This window comes from Pseudomonas sp. FBCC-B1667 (assembly GCF_059133255.1).
On the sequence record NZ_CP101437.1, the window covers coordinates 6,099,491 to 6,124,462 of the forward strand.

General features: G+C 57.5%; 29 protein-coding genes. 11 read left to right on the forward strand and 18 right to left on the reverse strand.

Annotated features, from left to right (window positions below; translation table 11 throughout):
- Positions 1–165: 165 nt before the first annotated feature.
- Complete coding sequence (locus NL116_RS28175) at positions 166–1,161, reverse strand: GlxA family transcriptional regulator (RefSeq protein ID WP_494374960.1); 996 nt, start codon at positions 1,159–1,161, stop codon at positions 166–168.
- 101 nt (positions 1,162–1,262) lie between these two features.
- Between NL116_RS28175 and NL116_RS28180 the strand changes: the two genes are divergently transcribed.
- From NL116_RS28180 to NL116_RS28225, 10 genes are all read left to right on the forward strand, one after another.
- A complete protein-coding gene (locus NL116_RS28180) occupies positions 1,263–1,811 on the forward strand; it encodes a cysteine hydrolase family protein (protein ID WP_494374961.1) in 549 nt (182 codons plus the stop codon).
- Between the two features lie 234 nt (positions 1,812–2,045).
- The gene (locus NL116_RS28185; RefSeq protein WP_027924365.1) at positions 2,046–2,627 is read left to right on the forward strand and encodes a YjfI family protein; all 582 of its coding nucleotides are present in this window, start codon (positions 2,046–2,048) and stop codon (positions 2,625–2,627) included.
- A gap of 21 nt (positions 2,628–2,648) precedes the next feature.
- Positions 2,649–3,347: a PspA/IM30 family protein gene (locus NL116_RS28190; RefSeq protein ID WP_494374962.1), complete on the forward strand. Its 699-nt coding sequence runs from the start codon at positions 2,649–2,651 to the stop codon at positions 3,345–3,347.
- 76 nt (positions 3,348–3,423) lie between these two features.
- Positions 3,424–3,987, forward strand: a complete 564-nt coding sequence (locus NL116_RS28195; RefSeq protein ID WP_494374963.1) for a rhomboid family intramembrane serine protease — start codon at positions 3,424–3,426, stop codon at positions 3,985–3,987.
- Positions 3,988–4,060: 73 nt separating this feature from the next.
- The gene (locus NL116_RS28200; RefSeq protein WP_494374964.1) at positions 4,061–5,095 is read left to right on the forward strand and encodes an ion channel; all 1,035 of its coding nucleotides are present in this window, start codon (positions 4,061–4,063) and stop codon (positions 5,093–5,095) included.
- Positions 5,082–5,765, forward strand: a complete 684-nt coding sequence (locus NL116_RS28205) for a DUF2491 family protein (protein ID WP_494374965.1) — start codon at positions 5,082–5,084, stop codon at positions 5,763–5,765. The genes NL116_RS28200 and NL116_RS28205 overlap by 14 nt, the downstream gene beginning before the upstream one ends.
- Before the next feature lie 14 nt (positions 5,766–5,779).
- A complete protein-coding gene (locus NL116_RS28210; RefSeq protein ID WP_123433352.1) occupies positions 5,780–6,208 on the forward strand; it encodes a DUF350 domain-containing protein in 429 nt (142 codons plus the stop codon).
- A 19-nt stretch (positions 6,209–6,227) separates the two neighbouring features.
- Positions 6,228–6,941 carry a DUF1190 domain-containing protein gene (locus NL116_RS28215; protein WP_494374966.1) on the forward strand — a complete coding sequence of 238 codons (714 nt, stop codon included), beginning with the start codon at positions 6,228–6,230 and terminating at the stop codon, positions 6,939–6,941.
- A 12-nt stretch (positions 6,942–6,953) separates the two neighbouring features.
- Complete coding sequence (locus NL116_RS28220) at positions 6,954–8,111, forward strand: glutathionylspermidine synthase family protein (protein WP_494374967.1); 1,158 nt, start codon at positions 6,954–6,956, stop codon at positions 8,109–8,111.
- A gap of 157 nt (positions 8,112–8,268) precedes the next feature.
- On the forward strand, positions 8,269–10,473 hold the full coding sequence (locus tag NL116_RS28225) for an OsmC domain/YcaO domain-containing protein (protein WP_494374968.1): 2,205 nt from the start codon (positions 8,269–8,271) through the stop codon (positions 10,471–10,473).
- A 66-nt stretch (positions 10,474–10,539) separates the two neighbouring features.
- Here the strand turns inward: NL116_RS28225 and NL116_RS28230 are convergent, their stop codons facing one another.
- Positions 10,540–11,067, reverse strand: coding sequence for a single-stranded DNA-binding protein (locus NL116_RS28230; protein ID WP_017341065.1), 528 nt, complete (start codon positions 11,065–11,067; stop codon positions 10,540–10,542).
- A gap of 9 nt (positions 11,068–11,076) precedes the next feature.
- The gene (locus NL116_RS28235) at positions 11,077–12,474 is read right to left on the reverse strand and encodes an MFS transporter (protein ID WP_494374969.1); all 1,398 of its coding nucleotides are present in this window, start codon (positions 12,472–12,474) and stop codon (positions 11,077–11,079) included.
- Positions 12,475–12,665: 191 nt separating this feature from the next.
- Here NL116_RS28235 and uvrA point away from each other — a divergent pair, with 191 nt between their 5' ends.
- Positions 12,666–15,500: an excinuclease ABC subunit UvrA gene (gene uvrA, locus NL116_RS28240; protein WP_123433348.1), complete on the forward strand. Its 2,835-nt coding sequence runs from the start codon at positions 12,666–12,668 to the stop codon at positions 15,498–15,500.
- 65 nt (positions 15,501–15,565) lie between these two features.
- Here uvrA and bfr read toward each other — a convergent pair whose 3' ends face one another.
- From bfr to rpsH, 15 genes are all read right to left on the reverse strand, one after another.
- Entirely contained in the window at positions 15,566–16,030 is a 465-nt protein-coding gene (gene bfr, locus NL116_RS28245) for a bacterioferritin (RefSeq protein WP_010467276.1), read from the reverse strand.
- A 149-nt stretch (positions 16,031–16,179) separates the two neighbouring features.
- On the reverse strand, positions 16,180–17,634 hold the full coding sequence (locus NL116_RS28250; RefSeq protein WP_494374970.1) for a catalase: 1,455 nt from the start codon (positions 17,632–17,634) through the stop codon (positions 16,180–16,182).
- Between the two features lie 239 nt (positions 17,635–17,873).
- Positions 17,874–18,260, reverse strand: coding sequence for a 50S ribosomal protein L17 (rplQ, locus tag NL116_RS28255; RefSeq protein ID WP_007918448.1), 387 nt, complete (start codon positions 18,258–18,260; stop codon positions 17,874–17,876).
- A 42-nt stretch (positions 18,261–18,302) separates the two neighbouring features.
- Positions 18,303–19,304 (reverse strand): DNA-directed RNA polymerase subunit alpha, encoded by a 1,002-nt coding sequence (locus NL116_RS28260; RefSeq protein WP_003186012.1) that lies wholly within the window; start codon positions 19,302–19,304, stop codon positions 18,303–18,305.
- 22 nt (positions 19,305–19,326) lie between these two features.
- The gene (rpsD, locus tag NL116_RS28265) at positions 19,327–19,947 is read right to left on the reverse strand and encodes a 30S ribosomal protein S4 (protein WP_003210056.1); all 621 of its coding nucleotides are present in this window, start codon (positions 19,945–19,947) and stop codon (positions 19,327–19,329) included.
- Between the two features lie 18 nt (positions 19,948–19,965).
- Complete coding sequence (gene rpsK / locus NL116_RS28270) at positions 19,966–20,355, reverse strand: 30S ribosomal protein S11 (RefSeq protein WP_002555466.1); 390 nt, start codon at positions 20,353–20,355, stop codon at positions 19,966–19,968.
- Between the two features lie 30 nt (positions 20,356–20,385).
- On the reverse strand, positions 20,386–20,742 hold the full coding sequence (gene rpsM / locus NL116_RS28275; RefSeq protein ID WP_003186020.1) for a 30S ribosomal protein S13: 357 nt from the start codon (positions 20,740–20,742) through the stop codon (positions 20,386–20,388).
- 130 nt (positions 20,743–20,872) lie between these two features.
- Entirely contained in the window at positions 20,873–20,989 is a 117-nt protein-coding gene (gene rpmJ / locus NL116_RS28280) for a 50S ribosomal protein L36 (RefSeq protein WP_002555468.1), read from the reverse strand.
- A gap of 27 nt (positions 20,990–21,016) precedes the next feature.
- Positions 21,017–22,345: a preprotein translocase subunit SecY gene (gene secY, locus NL116_RS28285; protein ID WP_003228718.1), complete on the reverse strand. Its 1,329-nt coding sequence runs from the start codon at positions 22,343–22,345 to the stop codon at positions 21,017–21,019.
- The gene (gene rplO, locus NL116_RS28290; RefSeq protein WP_007896782.1) at positions 22,346–22,783 is read right to left on the reverse strand and encodes a 50S ribosomal protein L15; all 438 of its coding nucleotides are present in this window, start codon (positions 22,781–22,783) and stop codon (positions 22,346–22,348) included.
- Between the two features lie 3 nt (positions 22,784–22,786).
- Entirely contained in the window at positions 22,787–22,963 is a 177-nt protein-coding gene (rpmD, locus tag NL116_RS28295; protein ID WP_003186033.1) for a 50S ribosomal protein L30, read from the reverse strand.
- A 2-nt stretch (positions 22,964–22,965) separates the two neighbouring features.
- Positions 22,966–23,466, reverse strand: coding sequence for a 30S ribosomal protein S5 (gene rpsE / locus NL116_RS28300; protein ID WP_007943782.1), 501 nt, complete (start codon positions 23,464–23,466; stop codon positions 22,966–22,968).
- Positions 23,467–23,469: 3 nt separating this feature from the next.
- The gene (gene rplR / locus NL116_RS28305; protein ID WP_003186037.1) at positions 23,470–23,820 is read right to left on the reverse strand and encodes a 50S ribosomal protein L18; all 351 of its coding nucleotides are present in this window, start codon (positions 23,818–23,820) and stop codon (positions 23,470–23,472) included.
- 10 nt (positions 23,821–23,830) lie between these two features.
- Positions 23,831–24,364, reverse strand: coding sequence for a 50S ribosomal protein L6 (rplF, locus tag NL116_RS28310; RefSeq protein ID WP_003176412.1), 534 nt, complete (start codon positions 24,362–24,364; stop codon positions 23,831–23,833).
- 12 nt (positions 24,365–24,376) lie between these two features.
- Positions 24,377–24,769, reverse strand: a complete 393-nt coding sequence (rpsH, locus tag NL116_RS28315; protein WP_003186040.1) for a 30S ribosomal protein S8 — start codon at positions 24,767–24,769, stop codon at positions 24,377–24,379.
- Between the last annotated feature and the right edge of the window lie 203 nt (positions 24,770–24,972).

Genomic DNA, 24,972 nt, shown 5'->3' on the forward strand with positions numbered 1-24,972 from the left:
ATCAGGCCAAGCGGCGGGCGTCGCAAACAACTTTTAAATCAGATAGTTGTGGAAAGGGTAATGGCATCAGGCCTGTTTTATTCTGCACGACCGTCGATTCACCTCCTGCATTTTGCACGATCCAAACTCGACACCGATCCCACAAGGAGAGTTGAGGTTATGCGGCTACCGTGGCACGGCAGCCGTCGGAGACACACCAAACCGCGTTCGATAATCACTCGGCGCCAGCCCGGTAATTTTCTTGAACGTCGCCCGAAATGCACTCGGGTCCTGATACCCCACGGTCCACGCAATGTGATCGATGGTGCCGTTGGTGAACTCGAGCATTTCCCGGGCCTTGCCGACCCGCAGGTGCTGGCAGTATTCGGTCGGCTTGAGCCCGGTCGCCGTGCGGAACCGACGCAGGAACGTGCGCTCTTCCAGCCCGGCCCGCTCAGCCATGGCGGTCAGCGACACCTCGGTCGCGCCGGTACTTTGCAGCCAATGCTGGACCTTGAGAATCGACGCATCGCCATGGCTGAGAATCGGCGCAAAGTTGCTGCCGCACTCGCTGGCGCTATCGCTGTGTTCCACCACCATAAAGCGTGCGGTGCCGGTCGCGATGCTCGGCCCCAGCAAACGATCCACCAGGCGCAGCCCCAACTCGGACCAGGCCATCAGCCCGGCCGTGGTGATCAGGTCGCCGTCGTCGACAATCGGCGTATCAGCCTTGAGTTTGATCGCCGGGTAACGTTCGGCGAAAGCGCTGGCCGAGGTCCAGTGCGCGGTGGCGCTACGGCCATCAAGCAAGCCACTTTCAGCCAAGAGAATCGAGCCTACACAGACGCCACCGAGGGTTGCGCCGTTCGCGTGCTGCTGACGTACCCACTGGAGCAACGCCTGCGGCACCTGACCGGCGTAGAAACTGGCGATCGAGGGCGGGATCAACACGGCCACCAAGGCCGCGTCCGGTGCCGGATGACTGTCGTAGACCCGAACCGGGGCCTGATCGCCCTCAACCTGCCAATGGCTGACCCGCAGCAGCGGCAACCGCGCCGACTGATGCTCGGCGGCGATCCGGTTAGCCACGTCGAACAGGTCCGTCAGCCCATGCACCGCCGCCATCTGCGCGCCTGGATAGATCAGCACGCCCAGTTCGACGGTTGCCCTTTCTGCGTCCATTGTCAGTTTTCCCCCTTCAATTGTCGGTGCGGCCAATCCTCGGACAGCCCGCCAGGCCCAATACTTCATTCCACACCCACCAGCATTTCGAGGAAACACTCATGGCCAAGCAAGCGCTCATCGTAGTTGATATCCAAAACGACTACTTCCCACAAGGCAAGTGGCCGCTGGTCGACGCTGACGCCGCGGCAGATAACGCCGTTCGTGTGCTCAAGGCTTTTCGCGAGGCCGGTGATTCGGTGGTGCACATCCGCCATGAGTTCACCTCCGAAGAGGCGCCGTTCTTTACCCCTGGGTCCGAAGGCGCAAAGCTGCACCCCAAAGTGCTCAACCTCGCCAATGAGCCCGTGGTCCTCAAGCACTTCGTCAACTCGTTCCGCGAAACCGAGCTGAAATCGATCCTCGACGAACAAGGGATCAAGGAATTAGTAGTGGTCGGCAGCATGAGCCACATGTGCGTCGATGGCATCACCCGCGCGGCGGCGGATTTTGGCTACAGCGTCACGGTGATTCATGACGCCTGTGCCACCCGTGACCTGGAATTCAACGGCGTTACTGTGCCGGCCGCCCATGTTCACGCGGCGTTCATGTCGGCGTTGGGCTTTGCTTATGCCAACGTAGTGTCCACCGATGAGTTTCTGCGTGATTAAACCCGGTAAATGTGAACATCCCAACCCTCATTAGCGATCAGGAAATACTTTGAAATACCACAAGGCCCGCCATGCCGCGGGCCTTCTGGCGCTTGGCGGAAAAAACTCACGCGTGAGTCATTGATGACGTTGAGCATTGGGCGTAGGGTTTCTCACGCGTGAGATTTTCACAACGGAGTCACTGCCATGCAAAGCCGCACGAAACCGTCCGCGAAAAAACCATCGAGCTTCTACATGAAGCAGATGCGCGCCGGCCTGGCAGCCGCCGGTTATGTGAAACACGAATCTTGGGTGCTTCCCGAAAATCGAAGCTTGCTCAAGCAGATGGAGCAACAGCTACGCCAACCGATTCTGGCGGGCTCATTCATGTCGGAGAATTACATGAGCGCAGGCAACAACTGGAACATCGATAGCCTCTACAACGCCCTCAAGGCCCTTGATGAGGTGGCTTCGCAAGAGATCACGCTCTCCCTGATCCAGAGCGCCGAACCCAGCCTGAAGCTGGAGATGAACGAGTTTGGCGGTCTGCCGATTCACATTGCCGTCGCCGGTGAGCAGATCATCGTCGACACCGTTCTGGTCGACGTCGAATCCATCCGCGACGTGCCAGCGTTCAACGATGCCGTGCTGCGCAGCCGGGAAATGTTCCCGCTGTCCTCGATCGGTATCGAGTCCATGCCCAACGGCCAGGTGGTTTACAACATGTTCGGCGCGCTGAGTTCCGACTCCAGCCTGACCAACGTGGTGACCGAGGTGAAAACGCTCGTCGACAACGTCCAGCGTGCCATCGAAGCCTTTGAACGCTTCTTCAAGTAATTATCAGGAAAGGAAGATCCAATGACTCAGTCTATCTGGAGCAAATTGTTCACCGCACTGCGCGGCGGCGCCACTGAAGTGGGCGAATCCATCGTCGACCAGCAGGCCCTGCGCATCCTCGACCAGGAAATTCGCGATGCTGACACCGCGCTGGCCAACGCCAAGCGTGAACTGATCACCATCATGGCCAAGCACAAATTGTCAGCCGACCGCGTCAGCGAGTACAACGCCAAAATCAAGGACCTGGAATCCAAAGCTGTTGCCGCCCTGAACGCCGGCCGCGAAGACCTGGCGATGGAAGTGGCCGAAGCGATTTCGACCCTGACCAACGAACTGGATGTCGAGCAGAAGCAGGCCACCGAATTCGGCGGTTACGCGGAAAACATGCGTAAAGACATCACCAAGGCCGAAAGCCGCATCAAGAGCCTGCGCCAGCAAGTGGACATGGCCAAGGCCCGTGAAAGCGTACAGAAAGCCCAGGTCAGCGCCTCCATCGCCAGCGGCGGCGCCAACGGCAAGCTGGAAACTGCCGTCGGTACCCTGAACCGTTTGCAGGCCAAGCAGCAGCAACGCGCCGCCGAACTGCAAGCGCAGGACGAACTGGCCGACGCGTCGACCGGTACCGACCTGGAACGCAAACTGCGCGACGCCGGCATCACGCCGAACGAAGGCAGCGCCAATGCAATCCTGGAACGCCTGAAGCAAAAATCGGCCGAGTAATCGACCGGTAACCTGTGGGAGCAGGCTTGCTCCCACAATGGGAATGGCGTTTCAGTTTTGTCGAGTAGAGGAAAGGATGGATGCCCTGAAGGGTTTCAAGATTATCGCCGGCGTGGCCCTCTTCATGGCCGCGTTGCAAGTGATCAACGCGGCGACCGGCTACAGCCTTATGGCATTCGGCCTGATCCCGCGAACCGCGCATGGACTGCTCGGCATCATCACTTCACCTTTTTTGCACGCGTCCTTTTCACACCTGAGCGCCAACCTTGTGGCCTTTTTGGTCCTGGGTACGCTGGTGATGGTTGAAGGGCTCAATCGGTTCATGGCGGTCAGCGCCATCATTATTTTGCTGGGCGGCCTGCTGGTCTGGCTGTTCGGTTTTGCAGGTGTACACATCGGCGCCAGCGGCTGGGTATTCGGGCTGTGGGCGTACATTCTGGCGCGCGCCTGGTTCCAGAAAAGCTGGAGCAATGTGCTCACGGCGGGCGTCGTGGCGCTGCTGTATGGCGGCCTGATCTTTGGCTTCCTGCCTCGCCGGGGCGTTTCGTTCGAAGGGCATCTGTTTGGGGCCTTCGCCGGATTTATCGCTGCCAAAGTACTGTTATCTGCACCGCGCAGCCGGTTTAATGCCGCCCGGTAAGCGCACTTGAGCACTCGGATGCCAATGCGACCCTATCGCCAGGAACGAGTACCCCCACGGAGTCAGGGACCCCATGTCGATTTTTTTGTTATTGCGCATGTACGCCTCGTCCCTCTTCCACCGGTTCGGCTGGGCGGGCCTGCTAATTGCGTTGGGCGTACACCTGAGCACCGCCTGGCTGGGCCTGGTGTTTCTAGGCGAACACCCCCTCACCGCCCCCGCCACGTTCACCTACTTCTATCTCACGACGACGCTGACCGTGGGCTATGGCGATCTCGCGCCACAGACAGCGGCCGGGCGAATTTTCGTGGCGACCTGGGTCATGCTCGGCGGCATTGCGCTGCTGACGGCGGCCATCGGCAAAACCACCAGCAGTGTTATTGATGCATGGAGAAAGGGCATGAAGGGTAAAGGCGATTTCACCGGCAAGGTCGGCCATACCGTGCTCATCGGCTGGGAAGGCGCGTCCAGCGAGCGGGTCATTGAACTGTTGCTGGCGGACGAAACCTCGAATGACAACCTGATCGTCATTTGCGACTGCACCCTCGAAGAAAACCCCATGCCGGGCAAGGCAGACTTCATAAGAGGTGAAAGCCTGTCTTCCGTAGCGTTGTTACTGCGAGCCGGTGTTCCCGGCGCCGAGCGCGTGTTGGTGCGCACCCCGTCAGACGATTTGACCCTGGCCACCGTGCTGGCGGTCAATCAACTGAACCCGGTCGGGCATGTGGTCGCCCACTTCAATGAAAGTGAAATCGCCGCACTCGCCAGCGCCTACGCGCCCAGCCTGGAATGCACCTCAAGCATGGCCATCGAGATGTTGGTGCGCGCCTCCCAGGATCCCGGCTCATCCGTGGTCATCAACGAATTGCTGTGCGTGGGTGAAGGCGCCACTCAATACCTGATGAAACTGCCCGACACTTATGAGGCGACTTTTGGCGACCTGTACGCGCAGATGAAACAGCGCCACAACGCCACCCTCATCGGCTATCGCGCCAAAGGTGCCCAACAACCTTCAATCAACCCGCCCTGCGCCACACGCGTCCAGGGCGGCGAACTCTTTTACATTGCCTCCACTCGCCTGAAGGAGATCTCCAATGGGATGGTTTAAACAATTGCTGGGGCTTGAGGCTCCGAAGACGGACACAAACACCCAATCGAAATGGACTGCCAACGAAACCTCGCCACCCGCCACTGGCCCGCTGGGCCTGGCGTTGGGCAAAGGGGTGATGTTCGACACGACCCTGAAATTGTTGCTCGACGGCAACACCACGGTGACGATCCCGGGCTCCCAGCAAATCTGGAGCAACGGCACCATCGATCTCGGGCAGTCGACCTGGCTGTCGCGCTATTACATGAACGATGAAGAGTACTGGCTGCAAGTGCACACCACCGGCGATATCGCCGGCCAGGTCGAGTCGGTGATCCTGTTCAATTACCTCAGCTACGTCACTATCAGCAGCGAAGCGGAGCTGCGTCGACTGGCCGGCCCGCAAAGCCTGATCGGATTGCCGACCTACACCCACAACGGTGTCGAATACACCCGCGAATGGGGCACCGAGAACGGTCAGACGGAATTGGTCGAGCTGAGCGAACACCTGAAAAACCCGGAAGACAGCTACAGCATCGAGCACCGTTCAATGCTGTATGCCCGCGAAACCGGCCTGACCGATCGCCGGGAGTTCCTGTTGTTTTCCGTCGAAGAAGACGCCGAAGGCACCATCAGTTTGAGCACGTCGCTGGGCGTCTCGCTGTACACCACCGACCTGAATACTTTTTAACAAGGAAGCCGTCCATGCTAGAAGCACTGTCCATCTCTCTGAACCCGGCAGCCGTGCTCGGGTTTTTGTCTTACATCCTCGGCGCCGCCGTGCTGTTCGCGCTGTTCCAGTTCATCTACACCCGCATCACACCGCACAAAGAGTTCGAACTGATCCGTTCGGGCAACGTGGCGGCTGCGATTGCACTGGGTGGCGCGATCATTGGTTTTGCCATTCCTGCGAGTAATGTGATTGCCTACTCGATCAGCCTCCTCGACTTCGTTGTCTGGGCCGTCATTGCCGCATTCGTGCAACTGCTGGCGTTCCTGATGACCAGCCTGGTGCTCAAAGGCACCTCGGAACGCATCAAGAAGGGTGAAATCGCGGCGGGCATTTATGTCGCGGCAGTGGCCATCAGCGTCGGCATGTTGAACGCCGCGTGCATGACCCCTTCCCAGAACTGATTGCGCAGCGGAGATCCTGATGAAACGAAGCAAGTACGTTCAGCTCTCGCTGGCCGCATCGGTCGCCATGGCGATATCCGGTTGCGGACCTACGGAAAAAACCTACGCGGTGCAGAAGAAGTACAACTTCCAGTCCGTTCAGCAATGCGCCGATGAAAAGCTCCCGGTGGACGTCTGCTCGGACGCCTACATGACCGCCATGGCCGAACATCGCCGCCTTGCGCCGGTGTACGACAATCAGGCCGATTGTGATGCCGACTTCGTCGCCGACTGGTGCCAGCAGGATTCGACCGGCAAGTTCATCCCCCGGCTCGGCGGCTTCGAGCTGACCGCCGATGGCCAGGTGACGCAATCCCAGGTCGACGCCGCCAAGGCGCAATTGCCGGCGTCGGAAGCCAACACCGGCGGTTCGGGCTTCTCCACCAGCAGCCTGCTGACCGGACTGTTGATCGGCAACATGCTGAGCAACAACCGCAACAGCTATTACTCGCAGCCGGTGTACCGTTACCGCGACGATCGCGGTAACTACGGCAATTCAACGCTCAGCCAGCGTGTCGCCAACGGTTCAACGTTTGGCCGCTCCAACCAGGCGCGATCCGGCAGCAGCTACAGCTCCACCATCAGCAAGTCGGCCAGCAAGCCGGTTTCGTCCGTTGCCTCGTCGACGTCGCGCGGCGGCTTCGGCAGCAAGGCCAGCGCACGCAGCGGCTGGGGCGGCGGGTCGAGCAGTTAAGGAAACCGGGCCATGAAGAAGATCCATTGCGCTGAGCGTCATGACTGGAAACAGACCGCCGAAGGCCTCGGCTTTCTGTTTCACACCATCGACGACGAACCCTACTGGGACGAGAGCGCGTATTACCAGTTCACGCTCAAGCAGATCGAAAACGATCTGGAAGACCCGACCACCGAGATCCATGAAATGTGCATGGACATGGTCGCCCGGGTGGTGCAGAACGAAGAATTGCTCGAACGCCTGAGCATTCCCCCGGCGTTCTACGACATGATTCGCACGTCATGGCTCGAAGGCCACCCGCACCTGTATGGGCGCATGGATTTCTCCTACGACGGCGCCGGGCCGGCCAAGTTGCTGGAACTCAACTACGACACGCCGACCAGCCTGTATGAGGCCGCGGCATTTCAGTGGGGCTGGCTGGAGCAATGCATTGAACGTGGTCTATTGCCCAAGCAGGCAGACCAGTTCAACAGCATCGACACCAAACTGCATCTGGCCTTCGCCCAGTTGCAGTTGAAGCAGCCGTTCTATTTCGCCTCGATGAAACACTCGGTTGAAGACAAAGGCACCACCGATTACCTGCGGCTGGTCGCGGAGAAGGTCGGCATCGAATCACGGCACATCGACATCGAAGACATCGGCCTGACCAGTGACGGACGCTTCGTCGACCTTGAGGATCGCTGGATTCCTCACCTGTTCAAGCTGCACGCCTGGGAGTTCATCTTCCAAGAGCCCTTCGGCACCGCGATTGCCCAGTGTGATACGCAGTTTTTTGAGCCCGCGTGGAAATCCATTATTTCCAACAAGGGCATCCTGCCGTTGCTGTGGGAATTCAACAGAGGTCACCCGAACCTGCTCGCGGCGCATCTGGACACGGATCCGAGCAAAGCCGTGCCCAAGGGCTGGGTGCGCAAACCGTTCTTCTCCCGCGAAGGCGCCAACATCGAACTGCAAACGGCCGAGGGGCTGATCGTGAAAGAGGACGGCCCCTACACCGATGCGCCGTTTATCCTTCAGGAATTTGCCCCGCTGCCTAAATTTGGCGACAGCTATACGCTGATCGGCTCCTGGGTGATTGGCGATCAGGCCGCCGGGATTGGCGTGCGGGAAGACAACAGCTTGATCACCAAGGATTCGAGCCGCTTTTTGCCCCACCTGATCCTCGACTGAGCATCAAATCGCTCACAAAACGCCCGATACCGTGTATCGGGCGTCAGGTTGAAACAGGCGTAAACCAGGCTCAGGATCCGACAACGACAAGACATACGCCTGAAAAGCCGGATAATGGCGGCCAATTTCGTCTAGCCCGTTATTCTGGTAATCCCCCATGGAAATCAAGGTCAACTTTCTCGACAACCTTCGGCTTGAAGCAAAGTTCGATGACTTCACCGTGGTCGCCGATCAACCTATCCGCTACAAGGGCGATGGCTCGGCACCAGGTCCGTTCGATTACTTCCTGGCTTCCTCGGCGTTGTGTGCGGCCTATTTCGTGAAGTTGTACTGCGACACTCGCAGCATTCCCACCGAAAACATCCGCCTGTCGCAGAACAACATCGTTGACCCGGAAAACCGCTACAACCAGATTTTCAAGATCCAGGTCGAGTTGCCGGCGGACATCTCCGACAAGGATCGCCAGGGCATCCTGCGCTCCATCGACCGTTGTACCGTGAAAAAAGTGGTGCAGGCCGGGCCTGAGTTTGTGATCGAAGAAGTGGACAACCTCGACGCCGATGCCCAGGCGTTGCTGATGCCGGCCTCCAGTTCCGAGGCGCACACCTATATCGCGGGCAAGGATCTGCCGCTGGAGCAAACCATCGCCAACATGTCGGCCATTCTGGCGGACCTGGGCATGAAGATTGAAATCGCTTCGTGGCGCAATATCGTGCCCAACGTGTGGTCGCTGCACATCCGCGATGCGCACTCGCCGATGTGTTTCACCAACGGCAAAGGTGCGACCAAAGAAGGCGCGTTGGCGTCGGCGCTGGGCGAGTTCATCGAGCGTCTGAACTGCAACTTCTTCTACAACGACCAGTTCTGGGGCGAAGACATCGCCAACGCGCCGTTTGTGCATTACCCGGACGAGCGCTGGTTCAAGCCTGGCCGCAAAGATGCACTGCCCACCGAGATTCTCGACGAATACTGCCTGAAGATTTACAACCGCGACGGCGAACTGCGCGGTTCCCACCTGATCGACACCAACTCGGGCAATGAAGAGCGCGGCATCTGCTCGCTGCCGTACGTGCGTCAGTCGGACGGCGAGGTGGTGTATTTTCCGTCCAACCTGATTGAAAACCTGTTCCTGAGCAACGGCATGAGCGCCGGCAACACGCTGGCCGAAGCTCAGGTGCAGTGCCTGTCGGAGATCTTCGAGCGTGCGGTCAAACGCGAAATCATTGAAGGCGAATTTGCCCTGCCGGATGTGCCGGCCGACGTGCTGGCGAAGTACCCCGGCATACTGGCCGGTATTCAGGCACTGGAAGAGCAAGGCTTCCCGGTGTTGGTGAAAGATGCGTCTCTGGGTGGCGAATTCCCGGTAATGTGCGTCACGCTGATGAACCCGCGCACCGGCGGTGTGTTCGCCTCGTTCGGCGCACACCCGAGCCTGGAAGTAGCCCTGGAACGCAGCCTCACCGAATTGTTGCAGGGCCGCAGTTTCGAAGGCCTCAACGACCTGCCGCAACCGACGTTTGAAGGTCATGCTGTGACCGAGCCGAACAACTTCGTCGAGCACTTCATCGACTCCAGCGGCGTGGTGTCGTGGCGCTTCTTCAGCTCCAAGTCGGATTACGAATTCGTCGAGTGGGACTTCTCCGGCCAGGGTGAAAACTCGAATGCCGAGGAAGCCGCGACCCTGTTCGGCATCCTCAAAGGCATGGGCAAAGAAGTGTACATGGCGGTCTACGAGCATATCGGCGCCACGGCATGCCGCATCCTCGTACCGGACTATTCGGAAATCTATCCGGCGGACGATCTGATCTGGGATAACACCAACAAAGCGCTGTTCTTCCGCGCCGACATCCTCAACCTGCATCGCCTGGACGACGAAGAACTGCAATTGCTGGTTGAACGTCTGGTGGAAAGTGAGCTGGACGACTACACCGACATCACCTCCTTGATCGGCATCGAGTTCGACGACAATACGGCGTGGGGCCAGCTGACAATCTTGGAGTTGAAACTGCTGATCTATCTTGCCTTGCAGCAACATGAAGAGGCGAAAGAGGCGGTAGAAATGTTCCTGCAGTACAACGACAACACGGTTGAGCGCGGCTTGTTCTACCAGGCCGTCAATGTGGTGCTGGAAATGAAGCTGGACGAGGACCTGGAACTGGAAGACTACGAGGCCAATTTCCGCCGGATGTTTGGCGACGAGCGCACGGAAGCAGCGATCGGATCGGTGGAGGGCAGCGTGCGTTTCCACGGCTTGACGCCGACCAGCATGAAACTCGAGGGCCTTGACCGGCACCTGCGGTTGATCGACAGCTACAAGAAACTGCACTCGGCACGGGCCAACGTGACTACGTTATCCAGTTAACAGCGCCCACAAAAAAGCGAAGCTTGATGGCTTCGCTTTTTTTATTACTGAATGGATCGCAGCTTTTTAGAACGGGATATCGTCGTCAAAGCTGTCGAAATCCGGAGCTGGCTGAGGCGCGGCCTGCTGCTGTGGAGCCGGACGCGACTGTTGCGGTGCCGACGACTGCTGCGGACGTGGAGCCTGCTGGCGTGGAGCCGGAGCGGATTGCTGGTAGTTGTTGCCCCCGCCTTGTTGGTCGCCCTGTTGTGGACGGCCGCCCAGCAGTTGCATGGTGCCTTGCATGTCGACCACGATTTCAGTGGTGTAACGCTTGATGCCGTCTTTTTCCCACTCGCGGGTCTGCAGCTTGCCTTCGATGTACACCTGCGAACCTTTACGCAGGTATTCGCCGGCGATTTCCGCAACCTTGCCGAACATCGATACACGGTGCCATTCGGTCTTCTCGACCTTCTGACCGGTTTGCTTGTCAGTCCATTGTTCGCTGGTCGCCAGACTCAGGTTGGTCACGGCATTACCGTTAGGCAAGTAGCGAACTTCGGGATCCTGGCCGCAAGTGCCGACCAATATGACTTTGTTAACCCCACGGGCCATAACGTTCTCCTAGGCTACGCACGCTGCCTCGGCCGGGTTGTTCACCAGGCGCTCGAGGGTGGTGCGATCCAATAGTTCGGTGTCCAATTTGATGTAAATCGCCGCTTCGTCTGCGACGATCACTGCATCTGTTACCCCTACGACAGCCTTCAGGCGCTCGACCAGACCCGCTTCGCGGATCGCCTCGGGCGACAGCGGCAAGCGCAGACTCGTCACGTAGGGAGGTTCGCGCATGGTAACAGCAAAGGCCAGCCAGAGGGCAGCGAGACCCGCGCATCCAAGGAACACAACCGACAGACCGCCATGCTGGAACATCCAGCCGCCGAGGATACCGCCGAGTGCCGAACCGAGGAATTGGCTGGTGGAATAAACCCCCATCGCCGTGCCCTTGCCGCCTGCTGGTGAAACCTTGCTGATCAGCGAAGGCAACGAAGCTTCCAGCAGATTGAACGCGGTGAAAAACACCACCGTCCCGATCACCAGAGCCCGCAAGCTATCGCCGAACTGCCAGAAGAATAGCTCAGTGAGCATCAGCGTCAGCACCGCGCCCAATAAAACTCGTTTCATTTTGCGTTTCTTCTCGCCGTAGATAATGAACGGGATCATGGCGAAGAAGGAGATCAGCAGCGCAGTAAGGTAGACCCACCAGTGCTGCTCTTTAGGCAGGCCGGCTTTTTCAACCAGCGCCAGGGGCAAGGCAACGAAGCTCGACATCAACATCGCATGCAATACGAAAATGCCGAGGTCCAGGCGTAGCAGGTCCGGGTGCTTGAGTGTCGGGATCAGCGCCTGGCGCGCGACACCGGACTCGCGGTGCTGCAACGGTCCGGTAGATTTCGGCACCATGAACATCACAATCACGATACCGAACAGCGCCATGCCGCCCGTGGCAAGGAACAAGCCGGACAGGCCGAAGGCACGGGTCAGCAACGGTCCTACGACCATGGCGACCGCGAACGACAGACCAATCGTCATGCCGATCATGGCCATGGCTTTGGTCCGATGCTGCTCGCGGGTCAGGTCTGACAGCAAGGCCATGACGGCGGCGGAAATCGCCCCGGCGCCCTGCAGGATTCGTCCGGCGATAACGCCCCAGATCGAATCGGCATTGGCCGCCAGCACGCTGCCGAGGGCGAAGACGATCAGCCCCAGGTAAATGACCGGGCGACGACCGATGCGGTCGGAAATGAAACCGAAGGGAATCTGGAAGATCGCCTGGGTCAGGCCGTAAGCGCCAATTGCCAGCCCGATGAGGGCCGGTGTTGCGCCTGCCAGATCCATCCCATAGGTCGCCAGCACCGGCAACACCATGAACATGCCAAGCATACGGAAGGCGAACACCAGGGCCAGACCGCTTGCTGCGCGGGTCTCACTGCCACTCATGCGTTCGCTGTGGGGATCGTGCATGGAAAAACCTCATGTGAACCGGCCGCGATTCTACCAGTCCCATCGATTGACGGGGTATATCGCGACGCTTTGACGCGCTCTGCTGACAGACTCTTCATGTAAGACATCAGCCCGCGCGTTTGATAGTGTGCATCCATCCAGTATTTGGCCGTATACTCCTACGTTTTCGACGCCCGCCAAGCGAGGCCACTTTGGACAAGATCCTGATTCGTGGGGCCCGGACCCACAACCTGAAGAACATCGACCTGACCCTGCCACGGGACAAGCTGATCGTCATCACCGGCCTGTCCGGGTCGGGCAAATCGTCCCTGGCATTCGACACGCTGTACGCCGAAGGCCAGCGTCGCTACGTCGAGTCGCTGTCGGCCTATGCCCGGCAGTTTCTGTCGATGATGGAAAAGCCTGACGTCGACACCATCGAAGGTTTGTCGCCAGCCATTTCCATCGAACAGAAGTCGACCTCGCACAATCCGCGTTCGACGGTCGGCACCATCACCGAAATCTACGATTACCTGCGCCTGCTGTATGCCCGCGTGGGTATTCCGCGCTGCCCGGATCACGACATTCCGCTGGAAGCGCAGACCGTCAGCCAGATGGTCGACCTGGTGCTCGCCCAACCGGAAGGCAGCAAACTGATGCTGCTGGCGCCGGTGATCCGCGAGCGCAAGGGCGAACATCTGTCGGTTTTCGAAGAATTGCGCGCGCAAGGCTTTGTGCGGGCCCGGGTCAATGGCCGGCTCTGCGAACTGGACGAGCTGCCGAAGCTGGATAAGCAGAAGAAACACTCGATCGATGTCGTGGTCGACCGCTTCAAGGTTCGCGCCGACCTGCAACAGCGTCTGGCCGAGTCGTTCGAAACTGCGTTGAAGCTGGCGGACGGCATTGCACTGGTTGCGCCGATGGACGACGAGCCGGGTGAAGAGATGATCTTCTCCGCCCGCTTCGCCTGCCCGATCTGCGGCCATGCCATTAGCGAGCTGGAACCCAAGCTGTTCTCCTTCAACAACCCGGCCGGCGCTTGTCCGACTTGCGATGGCCTGGGCGTGAAGCAGTTTTTCGACATCAAACGCCTGGTCAACGGCGAGCTGACACTGGCCGAGGGCGCGATTCGCGGCTGGGACCGGCGCAACGTCTATTACTTCCAGATGCTCGGGTCGTTGGCGTCTCACTACAAATTCAGCCTGGAAGTGCCGTTCAACGAACTGCCGGCCGATCAGCAGAAGTTCATCCTGCACGGCAGCGGCTCGCAGAACGTCGATTTCAAATACTTGAACGACCGTGGCGACATCGTCAAACGCTCGCACCCGTTCGAAGGCATCGTGCCGAACCTTGAACGCCGCTACCGCGAAACCGAATCCGCTTCGGTGCGTGAAGAGCTGGCCAAGTTCCTCAGCACCCAGCCTTGCCCGGATTGCCGTGGCACCCGCCTGCGTCGTGAGGCGCGGCATGTCTGGGTGGGCGAAAAAACCCTGCCCGCGGTGACGAATCTGCCGATTGGCGACGCCTGTGAATACTTCGGCGTGCTGAAGCTGACAGGCCGTCGTGGCGAGATTGCCGACAAGATTCTCAAGGAAATCCGCGAGCGCCTGCAGTTCCTGGTCAACGTGGGCCTCGATTACCTGTCGCTGGATCGCAGTGCCGACACCTTGTCCGGCGGCGAAGCCCAGCGGATTCGTCTGGCCAGCCAGATTGGCGCCGGTCTCGTGGGCGTCCTGTACATCCTCGACGAACCGTCGATTGGTCTGCACCAACGAGACAATGATCGACTGTTGGGCACGCTCAAGCACCTGCGCGACATCGGCAACACGGTGATTGTGGTCGAGCACGACGAAGATGCGATTCGTCTGGCGGATTATGTTGTGGATATCGGCCCGGGCGCTGGCGTACACGGTGGGCATATCGTCGCCGAGGGCACTCCGGCCGAGGTCATGGCTCACCCTGACTCGTTGACCGGCAAGTACTTGTCGGGTCGGGTGAAGATCGCCGTTCCGGCCAAGCGCACACCGCGTAACAAGAAACTGTCGCTGTCCCTCAAGGGCGCTCGCGGCAACAACTTGCGTAACGTCGACCTGGACATCCCGATCGGCCTGCTGACCTGTGTGACCGGCGTGTCCGGTTCCGGCAAGTCGACGCTGATCAACAACACGCTGTTTCCGTTGAGCGCTACGGCTCTGAACGGCGCCACGACACTTGAGGCCGCCGCGCACGACAGCATCAAGGGCCTGGAGCACCTGGACAAGGTCGTCGACATCGACCAAAGCCCGATCGGCCGGACGCCGCGTTCCAACCCTGCCACCTACACCGGGCTGTTCACACCGATACGCGAGCTGTTCGCTGGCGTGCCGGAATCTCGCTCACGGGGTTATGGTCCGGGACGTTTCTCCTTCAACGTGAAGGGCGGACGTTGCGAAGCCTGCCAGGGCGACGGGTTGATCAAGGTGGAAATGCACTTCCTGCCCGACATCTACGTTCCGTGCGATGTCTGCAAGAGCAAGCGCTACAACCGTGAAACCCTTGAGATCAAGTACAAGGGCAAGAGCATCCACGAAACCCTCGAGATGACCATCGAGGAAGCCCGGGTATTCTTCGACGCGGTTCCAGCGTTGGCACGCAAGCTTCAGACGCTGATGGATGTGGGCTTGTCGTACATCAAACTGGGGCAATCGGCGACCACGCTGTCCGGTGGTGAAGCGCAGCGGGTGAAACTGTCCCGCGAACTGTCCAAGCGCGATACCGGCAAAACCCTGTATATCCTCGATGAGCCAACGACGGGCCTGCATTTCGCGGATATTCAGCAACTGCTTGATGTATTGCATCGCCTACGCGACCACGGCAACACGGTGGTGGTGATCGAGCACAACCTGGACGTGATCAAGACCGCGGACTGGTTGGTCGACCTGGGACCTGAAGGTGGTTCCAAAGGTGGGCAAATCATTGCCGTCGGTACACCGGAAGAAGTGTCGGAGATGAAGCAATCCCATACCGGCTTCTACCTCAAGCCGCTACTGGCTCGCGACAAGGCCTGAATCACGGCCATGAAAAAGCCCCTGTCACTTTCTCGGTGACAGGGGCTTTTTTGTATTCAGTGGAATCAGGCGTGCGATTGCAGGTAGTTCTCGAGACCGATCAACTTGATCAGACCCATCTGCTTTTCAAGCCAATAGGTGTGGTCTTCTTCGGTGTCATGCAATTGAACCCGCAGCATCTCGCGGCTGACATAGTCCTGGTGCTGCTCGCAGAGCTTGATGCCCTTGCAAAGCGCGGCGCGGACTTTGTATTCCAGCCGCAGGTCAGCGGCGAGCATGTCCGGCACGGTGGTGCCGACATCAAGGTCGTCCGGACGCATGCGCGGCGTGCCTTCGAGCATCAGAATCCGGCGCATCAGGGCATCAGCATGCCCGGCTTCTTCTTCCATCTCATGGTTGATACGTTCGTAGAGCTTGGTGAAACCCCAGTCCTCATACATCCGTGAATGGACGAAATACTGATCACGCGCCGCCAGTTCGCCGGTCAGCAACGTGTTGAGGTAATCGATTACGTCTGGGTGGCCTTGCATCGCCCTACATCTCCCTGCTTGAAAGTCTGTAGTTTGAACCACGTCGACCGAATGGTCACTCCGTTTGCGGGATAAAAGCGAAGATATTCAGAGAAAAGTGGCTTAAATAACGCAAAAACCGCCCAATCGAGGGCGGTTCTGCTTCTCATTTAGACTTCGTTAAGCTGTACGTTGAGCAGCTTTGCGATTGCTTCTCCATACGCCGGATCGGCCTTGTAGAAATGCTGCAATTGACGGTCGACCACATCGCTGGAAACCCCGGTCATTGCACCGGCAATGTTGTTGACCAGCAACGCTTTCTGATCGTCGCTCATCAAACGGTACAAGGCACCGGCATGGCTGTAGTAGTCGGTATCCTCGCGATGATCGTAACGATCAGCTGCACCGCTCAGCGCCAATGCTGGCTCTGCATAGCGAGGTGCTTGCTTCGGCGCGCCAACGTAGCTGTTAGGCTCATAGTTGGGAGCCGCACCGCCGTTACTGCCAAACGCCATCGAACCATCGCGCTGGTAGCTGTTGACCGCGCTGCGAGGCGCATTCACCGGCAATTGTTGGTGATTGGTGCCGATGCGGTAGCGGTGAGCATCCGCGTAAGCGAATACGCGACCTTGCAGCATGCGATCAGGCGAGAGACCAACACCTGGCACCATGTTGCTCGGACCGAACGCCGCTTGCTCGACTTCAGCAAAGTAATTCAGCGGATTACGGTTGAGCTCCAACTCGCCGACTTCGATCAGTGGAAACTCTTTCTGCGACCAGGTTTTGGTCACATCGAACGGGTTCTCGACGTGCGCCGCAGCTTGAGCCTCGCTCATGATCTGGATGCACACGCGCCATTTCGGGAAGTCTCCGCGTTCAATGGCACCGAACAGATCGCGCTGGGCGTAATCAGGGTCGGTACCTGCCAGACGCGCAGCGTCGGTCGGGGTCAGGTTTTTGATTCCTTGTTTGGTTTTGTAGTGCCACTTCACCCAATGCCGCTCACCATTGGCGTTGATCAGGCTGTAGGTGTGACTGCCGAAGCCGTGCATATGACGGTAGCCATCAGGAATGCCGCGATCCGAAAACAGAATGGTGACTTGGTGCAGCGCCTCGGGCGAATGCGACCAGAAGTCCCACATCATCTGTGCACTTTTCAGGTTGCTTTGCGGCAGGCGCTTTTGAGTGTGGATGAAATCTGGAAATTTCAAAGGATCGCGGATGAAGAACACAGGCGTGTTGTTGCCAACGATGTCCCAGTTACCTTCCTCAGTGTAGAACTTCAGGGCAAAACCACGTGGATCGCGCTCGGTATCGGCTGAACCACGCTCACCGCCGACGGTGGAGAACCGCAGGAAGGTAGGGGTTTGCTTGCCGACGGACTCAAACAGTTTGGCACTGGTGTACTCGGTGATGTCACGCGTAACGGTGAAAGTACCGTATGCACCCGAGCCCTTGGCGTGTACACGGCGCTCCGGGATGTTTTCGCGGTTGAAGTGGGCAAGCTTCTCGATCAGGTGAAAGTCGTCGAGCAGCAGTGGGCCACGAGGGCCAGCGGAACGGGAATTCTGGTTGTCGGCGACAGGAGCGCCACTGGCGGTGGTAAGCGTTTTACTTTGGCTCATGCGATCTCTTCCTTTGTCAGTCTATAACTGCCGGCTAATCGGCTTGGGACGGAGTATTGACCATTGATCAAGTAGGCTACAAATTCATTAACTTGCAGAGATCAATAGAAAAATACTACCAACGAAGCCCGGTCACAGAATGACGACATGGATCGCAGAAAAGCTTGTATGAACAGCGCGTTTCCTACAGGCACAAAAAACCGGGCACTAGGCCCGGTTTTTCGTTTCAGACTGACGTCTTACTCGGCGGATACAGCTTCGCCGGCAGTAGCACGATCAACCAACTCAACGTACGCCATAGGCGCGTTGTCGCCAGTGCGGAAGCCGCACTTGAGGATGCGCAGGTAGCCACCCTCACGGGTAGCGTAACGCTTGCCCAGGTCGTTGAAGAGCTTACCAACGATAGCTTTCGAACGAGTACGGTCGAAAGCCAGACGGCGGTTAGCCAGGCTGTCTGTCTTGGCCAAAGTGATCAGCGGCTCAGCAACGCGACGCAGTTCTTTAGCTTTCGGCAGTGTAGTTTTGATCAGCTCGTGCTCGAACAGCGACACTGCCATGTTTTGAAACATGGCCTTGCGATGCGAGCTAGTGCGGCTCAGGTGACGACCACTTTTACGATGACGCATGGTTCATTCCTTACCAAACACGACGTTCGGTGATTACGACGATCAGGCAGTCGCCTTGTCGTCCTTCTTAAGACTTGCAGGCGGCCAGTTGTCGAGGCGCATGCCGAGGGACAGACCGCGGGAGGCCAGAACGTCCTTGATTTCAGTCAAGGATTTCTTGCCAAGGTTCGGAGTCTTCAACAGCTCTACTTCGGTACGCTGAATCAGGTCACCGATGTAGTAGATGTTTTCCGCCTTAAGGCAGTTAGCCGAACGTACAGTCAGTTCCAGATCGTCAACCGGGCGAAGCAGGATCGGATCGATCTCGTCTTCCTGCTCAACAACCACTGGCTCACTGTCACCTTTGAGATCGACGAACGCAGCCAACTGCTGTTGCAGAATGGTTGCAGCGCGGCGGATAGCCTCTTCAGGATCCAGAGTACCGTTGGTTTCCAGATCAATAACCAGCTTGTCCAGGTTAGTACGCTGCTCGACACGGGCGTTTTCCACCACGTATGCGATACGGCGAACCGGGCTGAACGAAGAGTCAAGCTGCAAGCGACCGATGCTGCGGCTTTCGTCTTCATCGCTCTGACGCGAGTCTGCCGGTTCATAACCACGACCACGAGCTACGGTGAGCTTCATGTTCAGGGCGCCGTTAGACGCCAGGTTAGCGATTACGTGATCGGGGTTAACGATCTCGACATCATGATCCAGCTGAATATCGGCAGCGGTAACCACCCCCGAACCCTTCTTCGACAAGGTCAGCGTAACTTCGTCACGACCGTGCAGCTTGATAGCCAGACCTTTAAGGTTCAACAGGATTTCAATTACGTCTTCCTGTACGCCTTCGATGGCGCTGTACTCATGGAGTACACCGTCAATCTCGGCCTCGACTACTGCACAGCCGGGCATTGAGGACAACAGGATGCGTCGCAGCGCGTTGCCCAGGGTGTGGCCGAAACCACGCTCGAGAGGCTCGAGTGTGATCTTGGCGCGGGTTGGACTGACAACCTGCACATCAATGTGGCGGGGTGTCAGGAACTCATTTACCGAAATCTGCATGGATGCACCTATTTTCTAGCCCTTACTTGGAGTAGAGCTCGACAATCAGGCTTTCGTTGATGTCGGCGGACAGATCACTGCGAGCTGGAACGTTCTTGAAAACGCCCGACTTCTTCTCAGTGTCTACTTCTACCCATTCTACGCGGCCACGTTGGGCACACAGATCGAGAGCTTGGACAATGCGAAGTTGGTTCTTTGCTTTCTCGCGAATCGCGACCACGTCACCAGCACGAACCTGGTAAGACGGTACGTTTACGGTCTGACCGTTAACGCTGACGGATTTGTGCGATACCAGCTGACGGGATTCGGCACGAGTAGAGCCAAAACCCATACGGTATACAACGTTGTCCAGACGGCATTCGAGCAGTTGCAGCAGGTTTTCACCGGTTGCACCTTTCTTGCCAGCAGCTTCTTTGTAGTAGCCGCTGAATTGACGCTCGAGAACGCCGTAGATACGACGGACCTTCTGCTTTTCACGCAGTTGGGTGCCGTAATCGGACTGGCGACCGCGGCGCTGGCCGTGGATACCAGGTGCTGCTTCAATGTTGCACTTCGATTCGATCGCGCGCACGCCGCTCTTCAGAAAGAGATCGGTGCCTTCGCGACGAGCGAGTTTGCATTTTGGACCAATGTAACGAGCCATTCTTTACAATCTCCTGGATTACACGCGGCGCTTCTTCGGCGGACGGCACCCGTTGTGCGGGATTGGCGTCACGTCGGTGATGCTGGCGATCTTGTAGCCACAGCCGTTCAAAGCGCGGACTGCAGATTCACGACCTGGGCCTGGACCTTTGACGTTAACGTCGAGGTTTTTCAGGCCGTATTCCAGCGCAGCTTGACCAGCACGTTCAGCAGCTACTTGAGCAGCAAACGGTGTGGACTTGCGGGAACCGCGGAAACCCGAACCACCGGAGGTAGCCCAGGAAAGAGCGTTGCCTTGACGGTCGGTGATGGTCACGATTGTGTTGTTAAAAGATGCATGGATGTGGGCGATGCCATCAACCACTGTCTTTTTAACTTTTTTACGAGGACGAGCAGCAGGTTTTGCCATGATAATTTTCCTGTCGATTCGCGGGGGCGATTACTTGCGGATCGGCTTACGCGGACCTTTACGGGTACGCGCGTTAGTCTTGGTACGCTGACCGCGCACTGGAAGACCACGACGATGACGCAGACCGCGATAGCAACCGAGGTCCATCAAACGCTTGATTTTCATGTTGATTTCGCGACGCAGGTCACCTTCAGTGGTGAACTTCGCCACTTCGCCACGCAGCTGTTCAATCTGCTCGTCGCTCAGATCTTTGATCTTTGCGGCTGGGTTTACCCCAGTCACTGCACAGATCTTCTGTGCAGTAGTGCGACCAACACCATAGATGTAGGTCAGCGAGATAACAGTATGCTTGTTATCTGGAATGTTAACGCCTGCAATACGGGCCATTCAGTGGGACTCCAATTGACAGCTACCTACGCCCCGGAAGCCAAGAAATAGGGCGCGAGATAATATCGCTGTAATAACAAATAATCAACCCGGTAGCGCACTAGCTACCGGGCTTGAAGCACAATCACACTCAGCCTTGGCGCTGTTTGTGACGCGGTTCCGCGCTGCAAATTACTCGAACAACACCTTCGCGGCGAATAATTTTGCAGTTACGGCACAGCTTTTTCACCGATGCACGAACTTTCATCACCAACTCCTCGAACCTTATGGGTACTCAGCGCAACATGCCGCTGCCGTAACCCTTCAGGTTGGCTTTCTTCATCAGGGATTCGTACTGGTGCGAAACGAGGTGCGATTGTACTTGGGACATGAAGTCCATCACAACCACGACGACGATCAGCAACGAGGTCCCGCCAAGGTAGAACGGTACGTTTGCTGCAACCACCAGGAACTGGGGCAACAAGCACACGGCCGTCATGTAAAGAGCACCGAACATGGTCAAGCGGGTCAGAACGCCATCAATGTAGCGCGCAGACTGCTCACCTGGACGGATGCCCGGAATAAAGGCACCGGACTTCTTCAGGTTTTCCGCTACGTCTTTCGGATTGAACATCAACGCCGTATAGAAGAAGCAGAAGAAAATAATCCCTGCACTAAACAGCAGAATATTCAACGGCTGACCAGGAGCGATCGACTGCGAGATGTCCTGCAACCAGCCCATACCTTCAGACTGACCGAACCAGGCACCCAACGAAGCCGGGAACAGCAAAATGCTGCTCGCGAAAATGGCCGGAATAACACCGGCCATGTTCACCTTCAGCGGCAAGTGGCTAGTCTGCGCAGCGAAGACCTTCCGGCCCTGCTGACGCTTGGCGTAGTGAACAGCAATACGACGCTGACCACGCTCAATGAACACCACGAAACCGATAATCGCTACTGCCAGCAAACCGATGGCAACCAGGGCGAAGATGTTGATATCACCCTGACGTGCAGACTCGAAAGACTGCCCGATCGCTCTCGGAAGACCGGCGACGATACCCGAAAAAATCAACATCGAGATACCGTTGCCAACACCACGCTCAGTAATCTGCTCACCCAGCCACATCATGAACATCGCACCAGCCACAAAAGTGGATACCGCGACGAAATGGAAGCCAAAGTCACCAGTGAACGCAACGCCCTGCCCTGCCAGACCAATGGACATGCCAATAGCCTGAACGAGAGCGAGGACGACAGTGCCGTAGCGGGTGTACTGGCTGATCTTGCGACGGCCAGCTTCACCTTCCTTCTTCAACTGTTCCAACTGCGGGCTGACGGCGGTCATCAGTTGCATGATGATCGATGCCGAAATGTACGGCATGATCCCCAGTGCAAAGATGCTCATCCGCTCAAGCGCGCCGCCGGAAAACATGTTGAACAAGCTAAGAATGGTCCCCTCATTCTGTCGAAACAGGTCCGCGAGTCGGTCCGGGTTGATACCTGGAACCGGGATGTGTGCGCCTATTCGGTAGACGATAATCGCCAGGAACAGAAAACGCAGACGAGCCCAGAGTTCAGACATACCGCCTTTGCCGAGCGCAGAGAGAGCACCTTGCTTAGCCATTTATTCCTCGAACTTGCCGCCAGCTGCTTCGATAGCCGCACGCGCACCTTTGGTGGCGCCGATTCCCTTTCCGATGGTAACAGCGCGAGTAACTTCGCCGGACAGCATGATTTTCACACGCTGTACGTTGACGTTGATCACGTTGGCATCTTTCAGGGACTGCACGGTGACGATGTCGCCTTCCACTTTAGCCAACTCGGACAAACGCACTTCTGCGCGGTCCATGGCTTTCAGGGAAACGAAACCGAACTTCGGCAGGCGACGATGCAGCGGCTGTTGACCGCCTTCAAAGCCTGGAGCAATGGTGCCACCGGAGCGGGAGGACTGACCTTTGTGGCCACGGCCACCGGTCTTGCCCAAACCACTACCGATACCACGGCCCGGACGATGCTTTTCGCGACGGGAACCCGGCGCTGGACTCAGATCATTGAGTTTCATCGATTAACCCTCGACACGCAGCATGTAGTAAGCCTTGTTGATCATCCCGCGATTCTCGGGAGTATCAAGTACTTCTACAGTGTGACCGATGCGACGCAGACCCAGACCCTTAACGCACAGTTTGTGGTTAGGGATACGGCCGGTCATGCTTTTGATCAGCGTAACTTTAACGGTAGCCATGATCAGAAGATCTCCTTGACGCTTTTGCCACGCTTGGCGGCAATGGATTCAGGAGACTGCATAGCTTTCAAACCTTTGAAAGTGGCGTGAACCACGTTTACCGGGTTAGTCGAGCCGTAGCACTTGGCCAGAACGTTCTGAACGCCAGCAACTTCGAGGACAGCACGCATAGCGCCGCCAGCGATGATACCGGTACCTTCAGAAGCAGGCTGCATGTACACCTTCGAAGCGCCGTGACCGGACTTCATTGCGTACTGCAGAGTGGTGCCGTTCAGATCAACTTGGATCATGTTGCGGCGAGCAGCTTCCATTGCCTTCTGGATCGCAGCAGGCACTTCACGCGACTTGCCACGGCCGAAGCCAACACGCCCTTTACCATCACCAACCACGGTCAACGCGGTGAAAGTGAAGATACGGCCGCCTTTAACTGTTTTGGCTACGCGGTTAACTTGAACCAGCTTCTCGATGTAGCCTTCGTCGCGCTTTTGGTCGTTATTTGACATAACTTAGAACTCCAGCCCAGCTTCACGAGCAGCATCAGCCAGCGCCTTGACGCGGCCATGGTACTTGAAGCCAGAGCGGTCGAAAGCCACCTGCGAGACGCCAGCGGCTTTAGCACGCGTAGCGACCAGCTGGCCAACCTTAGTGGCCGCGTCGATGTTGCCAGTGGCGCCATCACGCAGTTCTTTATCCAAAGTCGAGGCAGATGCCAAAACTTTGTTGCCGTCGGCCGAAATGACCTGGGCGTAGATGTGCTGCGACGAGCGGAACACGCAGAGACGCACGACTTCGAGTTCGTGCATTTTCAGGCGTGCTTTGCGAGCGCGACGCAGTCGAGTAACTTTTTTGTCGGTCATTTGCTATGCCCTACTTCTTCTTGGCTTCTTTACGACGGACGACTTCGTCCGCGTAGCGCACACCTTTGCCTTTGTACGGCTCTGGTGGACGGAAGTCGCGGATCTCGGCGGCCACTTGACCTACCAGCTGCTTATCGATGCCCTTGATCAGGATATCGGTCTGGCTAGGAGTCTCAGCGGTGATGCCTTCCGGCAGTTCATAATCCACTGGGTGCGAGAAGCCAAGAGCCAGGTTCAGCACTGTGCCTTTTGCTTGCGCTTTGTAACCAACACCGACCAGCTGGAGCTTGCGCTCGAAGCCTTGGCTTACGCCTTGGACCATGTTGTTTACCAACGCACGAGTGGTACCAGCCATTGCGCGAGTTTGTTGATCGCCATTGCGAGCAGCGAAACGCAGCTCACCAGCTTCTTCAACGATCTCAACGGACGAATGGATGTTCAGTTCGAGAGTGCCCTTGGCACCCTTCACCGAAAGCTGTTGGCCTGCGAATTTGACTTCGACACCGGCTGGCAGCTTAACGGGGTTCTTAGCGACGCGTGACATGCTTATCCCCCCTTAGAACACAGTGCAAAGAACTTCGCCGCCGACACCGGCAGCGCGCGCAGCACGATCCGTCATCACACCTTTGTTGGTGGAGACGATAGACACACCGAGACCGCCACGAACTTTTGGCAGATCATCGACGGACTTGTACTGACGCAGGCCTGGACGGCTAACGCGCTTCACTTCCTCGATGACCGGACGGCCTTCGAAGTACTTCAGCTCGATGGACAGCAGTGGTTTGATTTCGCTGCTGATCTGATAACCCGCAATGTAACCTTCGTCCTTCAGGACTTTGGCAACAGCTACCTTCAAAGTAGAAGATGGCATGCTTACGACGGACTTTTCAGCCATCTGGGCATTACGGATTCGAGTTAGCATGTCCGCTAACGGGTCCTGCATACTCATGGGCTAGACGCTCCTAATACAAAAAAATTAGCCTTGCGGCTACTACTTGTCGCCGAGCTCATCCATGCGGAAAAAGCACGGGCTCAGGCGAGCCGGGTATTCTAGACACACCCCACAAATGAATCAAGCCCCAAAAGGGGCTTGATTCAAGTTCAAGGTCACCGGCGGTCAGTATCTTGCGATTCCGAACACCGAGACTTTGA

Bases quoted from the DNA above. Each gene is read 5' to 3' on its own strand.
- NL116_RS28175 (WP_494374960.1), bottom strand. From the start codon at position 1,161: ATGGACGCAGAAAGGGCAACCGTCGAACTGGGCGTGCTGATCTATCCA.
- NL116_RS28180 (WP_494374961.1), top strand. From the start codon at position 1,263: ATGGCCAAGCAAGCGCTCATCGTAGTTGATATCCAAAACGACTACTTC.
- NL116_RS28185 (WP_027924365.1), top strand. From the start codon at position 2,046: ATGAAGCAGATGCGCGCCGGCCTGGCAGCCGCCGGTTATGTGAAACAC.
- NL116_RS28190 (WP_494374962.1), top strand. From the start codon at position 2,649: ATGACTCAGTCTATCTGGAGCAAATTGTTCACCGCACTGCGCGGCGGC.
- NL116_RS28195 (WP_494374963.1), top strand. From the start codon at position 3,424: ATGGATGCCCTGAAGGGTTTCAAGATTATCGCCGGCGTGGCCCTCTTC.
- NL116_RS28200 (WP_494374964.1), top strand. From the start codon at position 4,061: ATGTCGATTTTTTTGTTATTGCGCATGTACGCCTCGTCCCTCTTCCAC.
- NL116_RS28205 (WP_494374965.1), top strand. From the start codon at position 5,082: ATGGGATGGTTTAAACAATTGCTGGGGCTTGAGGCTCCGAAGACGGAC.
- NL116_RS28210 (WP_123433352.1), top strand. From the start codon at position 5,780: ATGCTAGAAGCACTGTCCATCTCTCTGAACCCGGCAGCCGTGCTCGGG.
- NL116_RS28215 (WP_494374966.1), top strand. From the start codon at position 6,228: ATGAAACGAAGCAAGTACGTTCAGCTCTCGCTGGCCGCATCGGTCGCC.
- NL116_RS28220 (WP_494374967.1), top strand. From the start codon at position 6,954: ATGAAGAAGATCCATTGCGCTGAGCGTCATGACTGGAAACAGACCGCC.
- NL116_RS28225 (WP_494374968.1), top strand. From the start codon at position 8,269: ATGGAAATCAAGGTCAACTTTCTCGACAACCTTCGGCTTGAAGCAAAG.
- NL116_RS28230 (WP_017341065.1), bottom strand. From the start codon at position 11,067: ATGGCCCGTGGGGTTAACAAAGTCATATTGGTCGGCACTTGCGGCCAG.
- NL116_RS28235 (WP_494374969.1), bottom strand. From the start codon at position 12,474: ATGCACGATCCCCACAGCGAACGCATGAGTGGCAGTGAGACCCGCGCA.
- bfr (WP_010467276.1), bottom strand. From the start codon at position 16,030: ATGCAAGGCCACCCAGACGTAATCGATTACCTCAACACGTTGCTGACC.
- NL116_RS28250 (WP_494374970.1), bottom strand. From the start codon at position 17,634: ATGAGCCAAAGTAAAACGCTTACCACCGCCAGTGGCGCTCCTGTCGCC.
- rplQ (WP_007918448.1), bottom strand. From the start codon at position 18,260: ATGCGTCATCGTAAAAGTGGTCGTCACCTGAGCCGCACTAGCTCGCAT.
- NL116_RS28260 (WP_003186012.1), bottom strand. From the start codon at position 19,304: ATGCAGATTTCGGTAAATGAGTTCCTGACACCCCGCCACATTGATGTG.
- rpsD (WP_003210056.1), bottom strand. From the start codon at position 19,947: ATGGCTCGTTACATTGGTCCAAAATGCAAACTCGCTCGTCGCGAAGGC.
- rpsK (WP_002555466.1), bottom strand. From the start codon at position 20,355: ATGGCAAAACCTGCTGCTCGTCCTCGTAAAAAAGTTAAAAAGACAGTG.
- rpsM (WP_003186020.1), bottom strand. From the start codon at position 20,742: ATGGCCCGTATTGCAGGCGTTAACATTCCAGATAACAAGCATACTGTT.
- rpmJ (WP_002555468.1), bottom strand. From the start codon at position 20,989: ATGAAAGTTCGTGCATCGGTGAAAAAGCTGTGCCGTAACTGCAAAATT.
- secY (WP_003228718.1), bottom strand. From the start codon at position 22,345: ATGGCTAAGCAAGGTGCTCTCTCTGCGCTCGGCAAAGGCGGTATGTCT.
- rplO (WP_007896782.1), bottom strand. From the start codon at position 22,783: ATGAAACTCAATGATCTGAGTCCAGCGCCGGGTTCCCGTCGCGAAAAG.
- rpmD (WP_003186033.1), bottom strand. From the start codon at position 22,963: ATGGCTACCGTTAAAGTTACGCTGATCAAAAGCATGACCGGCCGTATC.
- rpsE (WP_007943782.1), bottom strand. From the start codon at position 23,466: ATGTCAAATAACGACCAAAAGCGCGACGAAGGCTACATCGAGAAGCTG.
- rplR (WP_003186037.1), bottom strand. From the start codon at position 23,820: ATGACCGACAAAAAAGTTACTCGACTGCGTCGCGCTCGCAAAGCACGC.
- rplF (WP_003176412.1), bottom strand. From the start codon at position 24,364: ATGTCACGCGTCGCTAAGAACCCCGTTAAGCTGCCAGCCGGTGTCGAA.
- rpsH (WP_003186040.1), bottom strand. From the start codon at position 24,769: ATGAGTATGCAGGACCCGTTAGCGGACATGCTAACTCGAATCCGTAAT.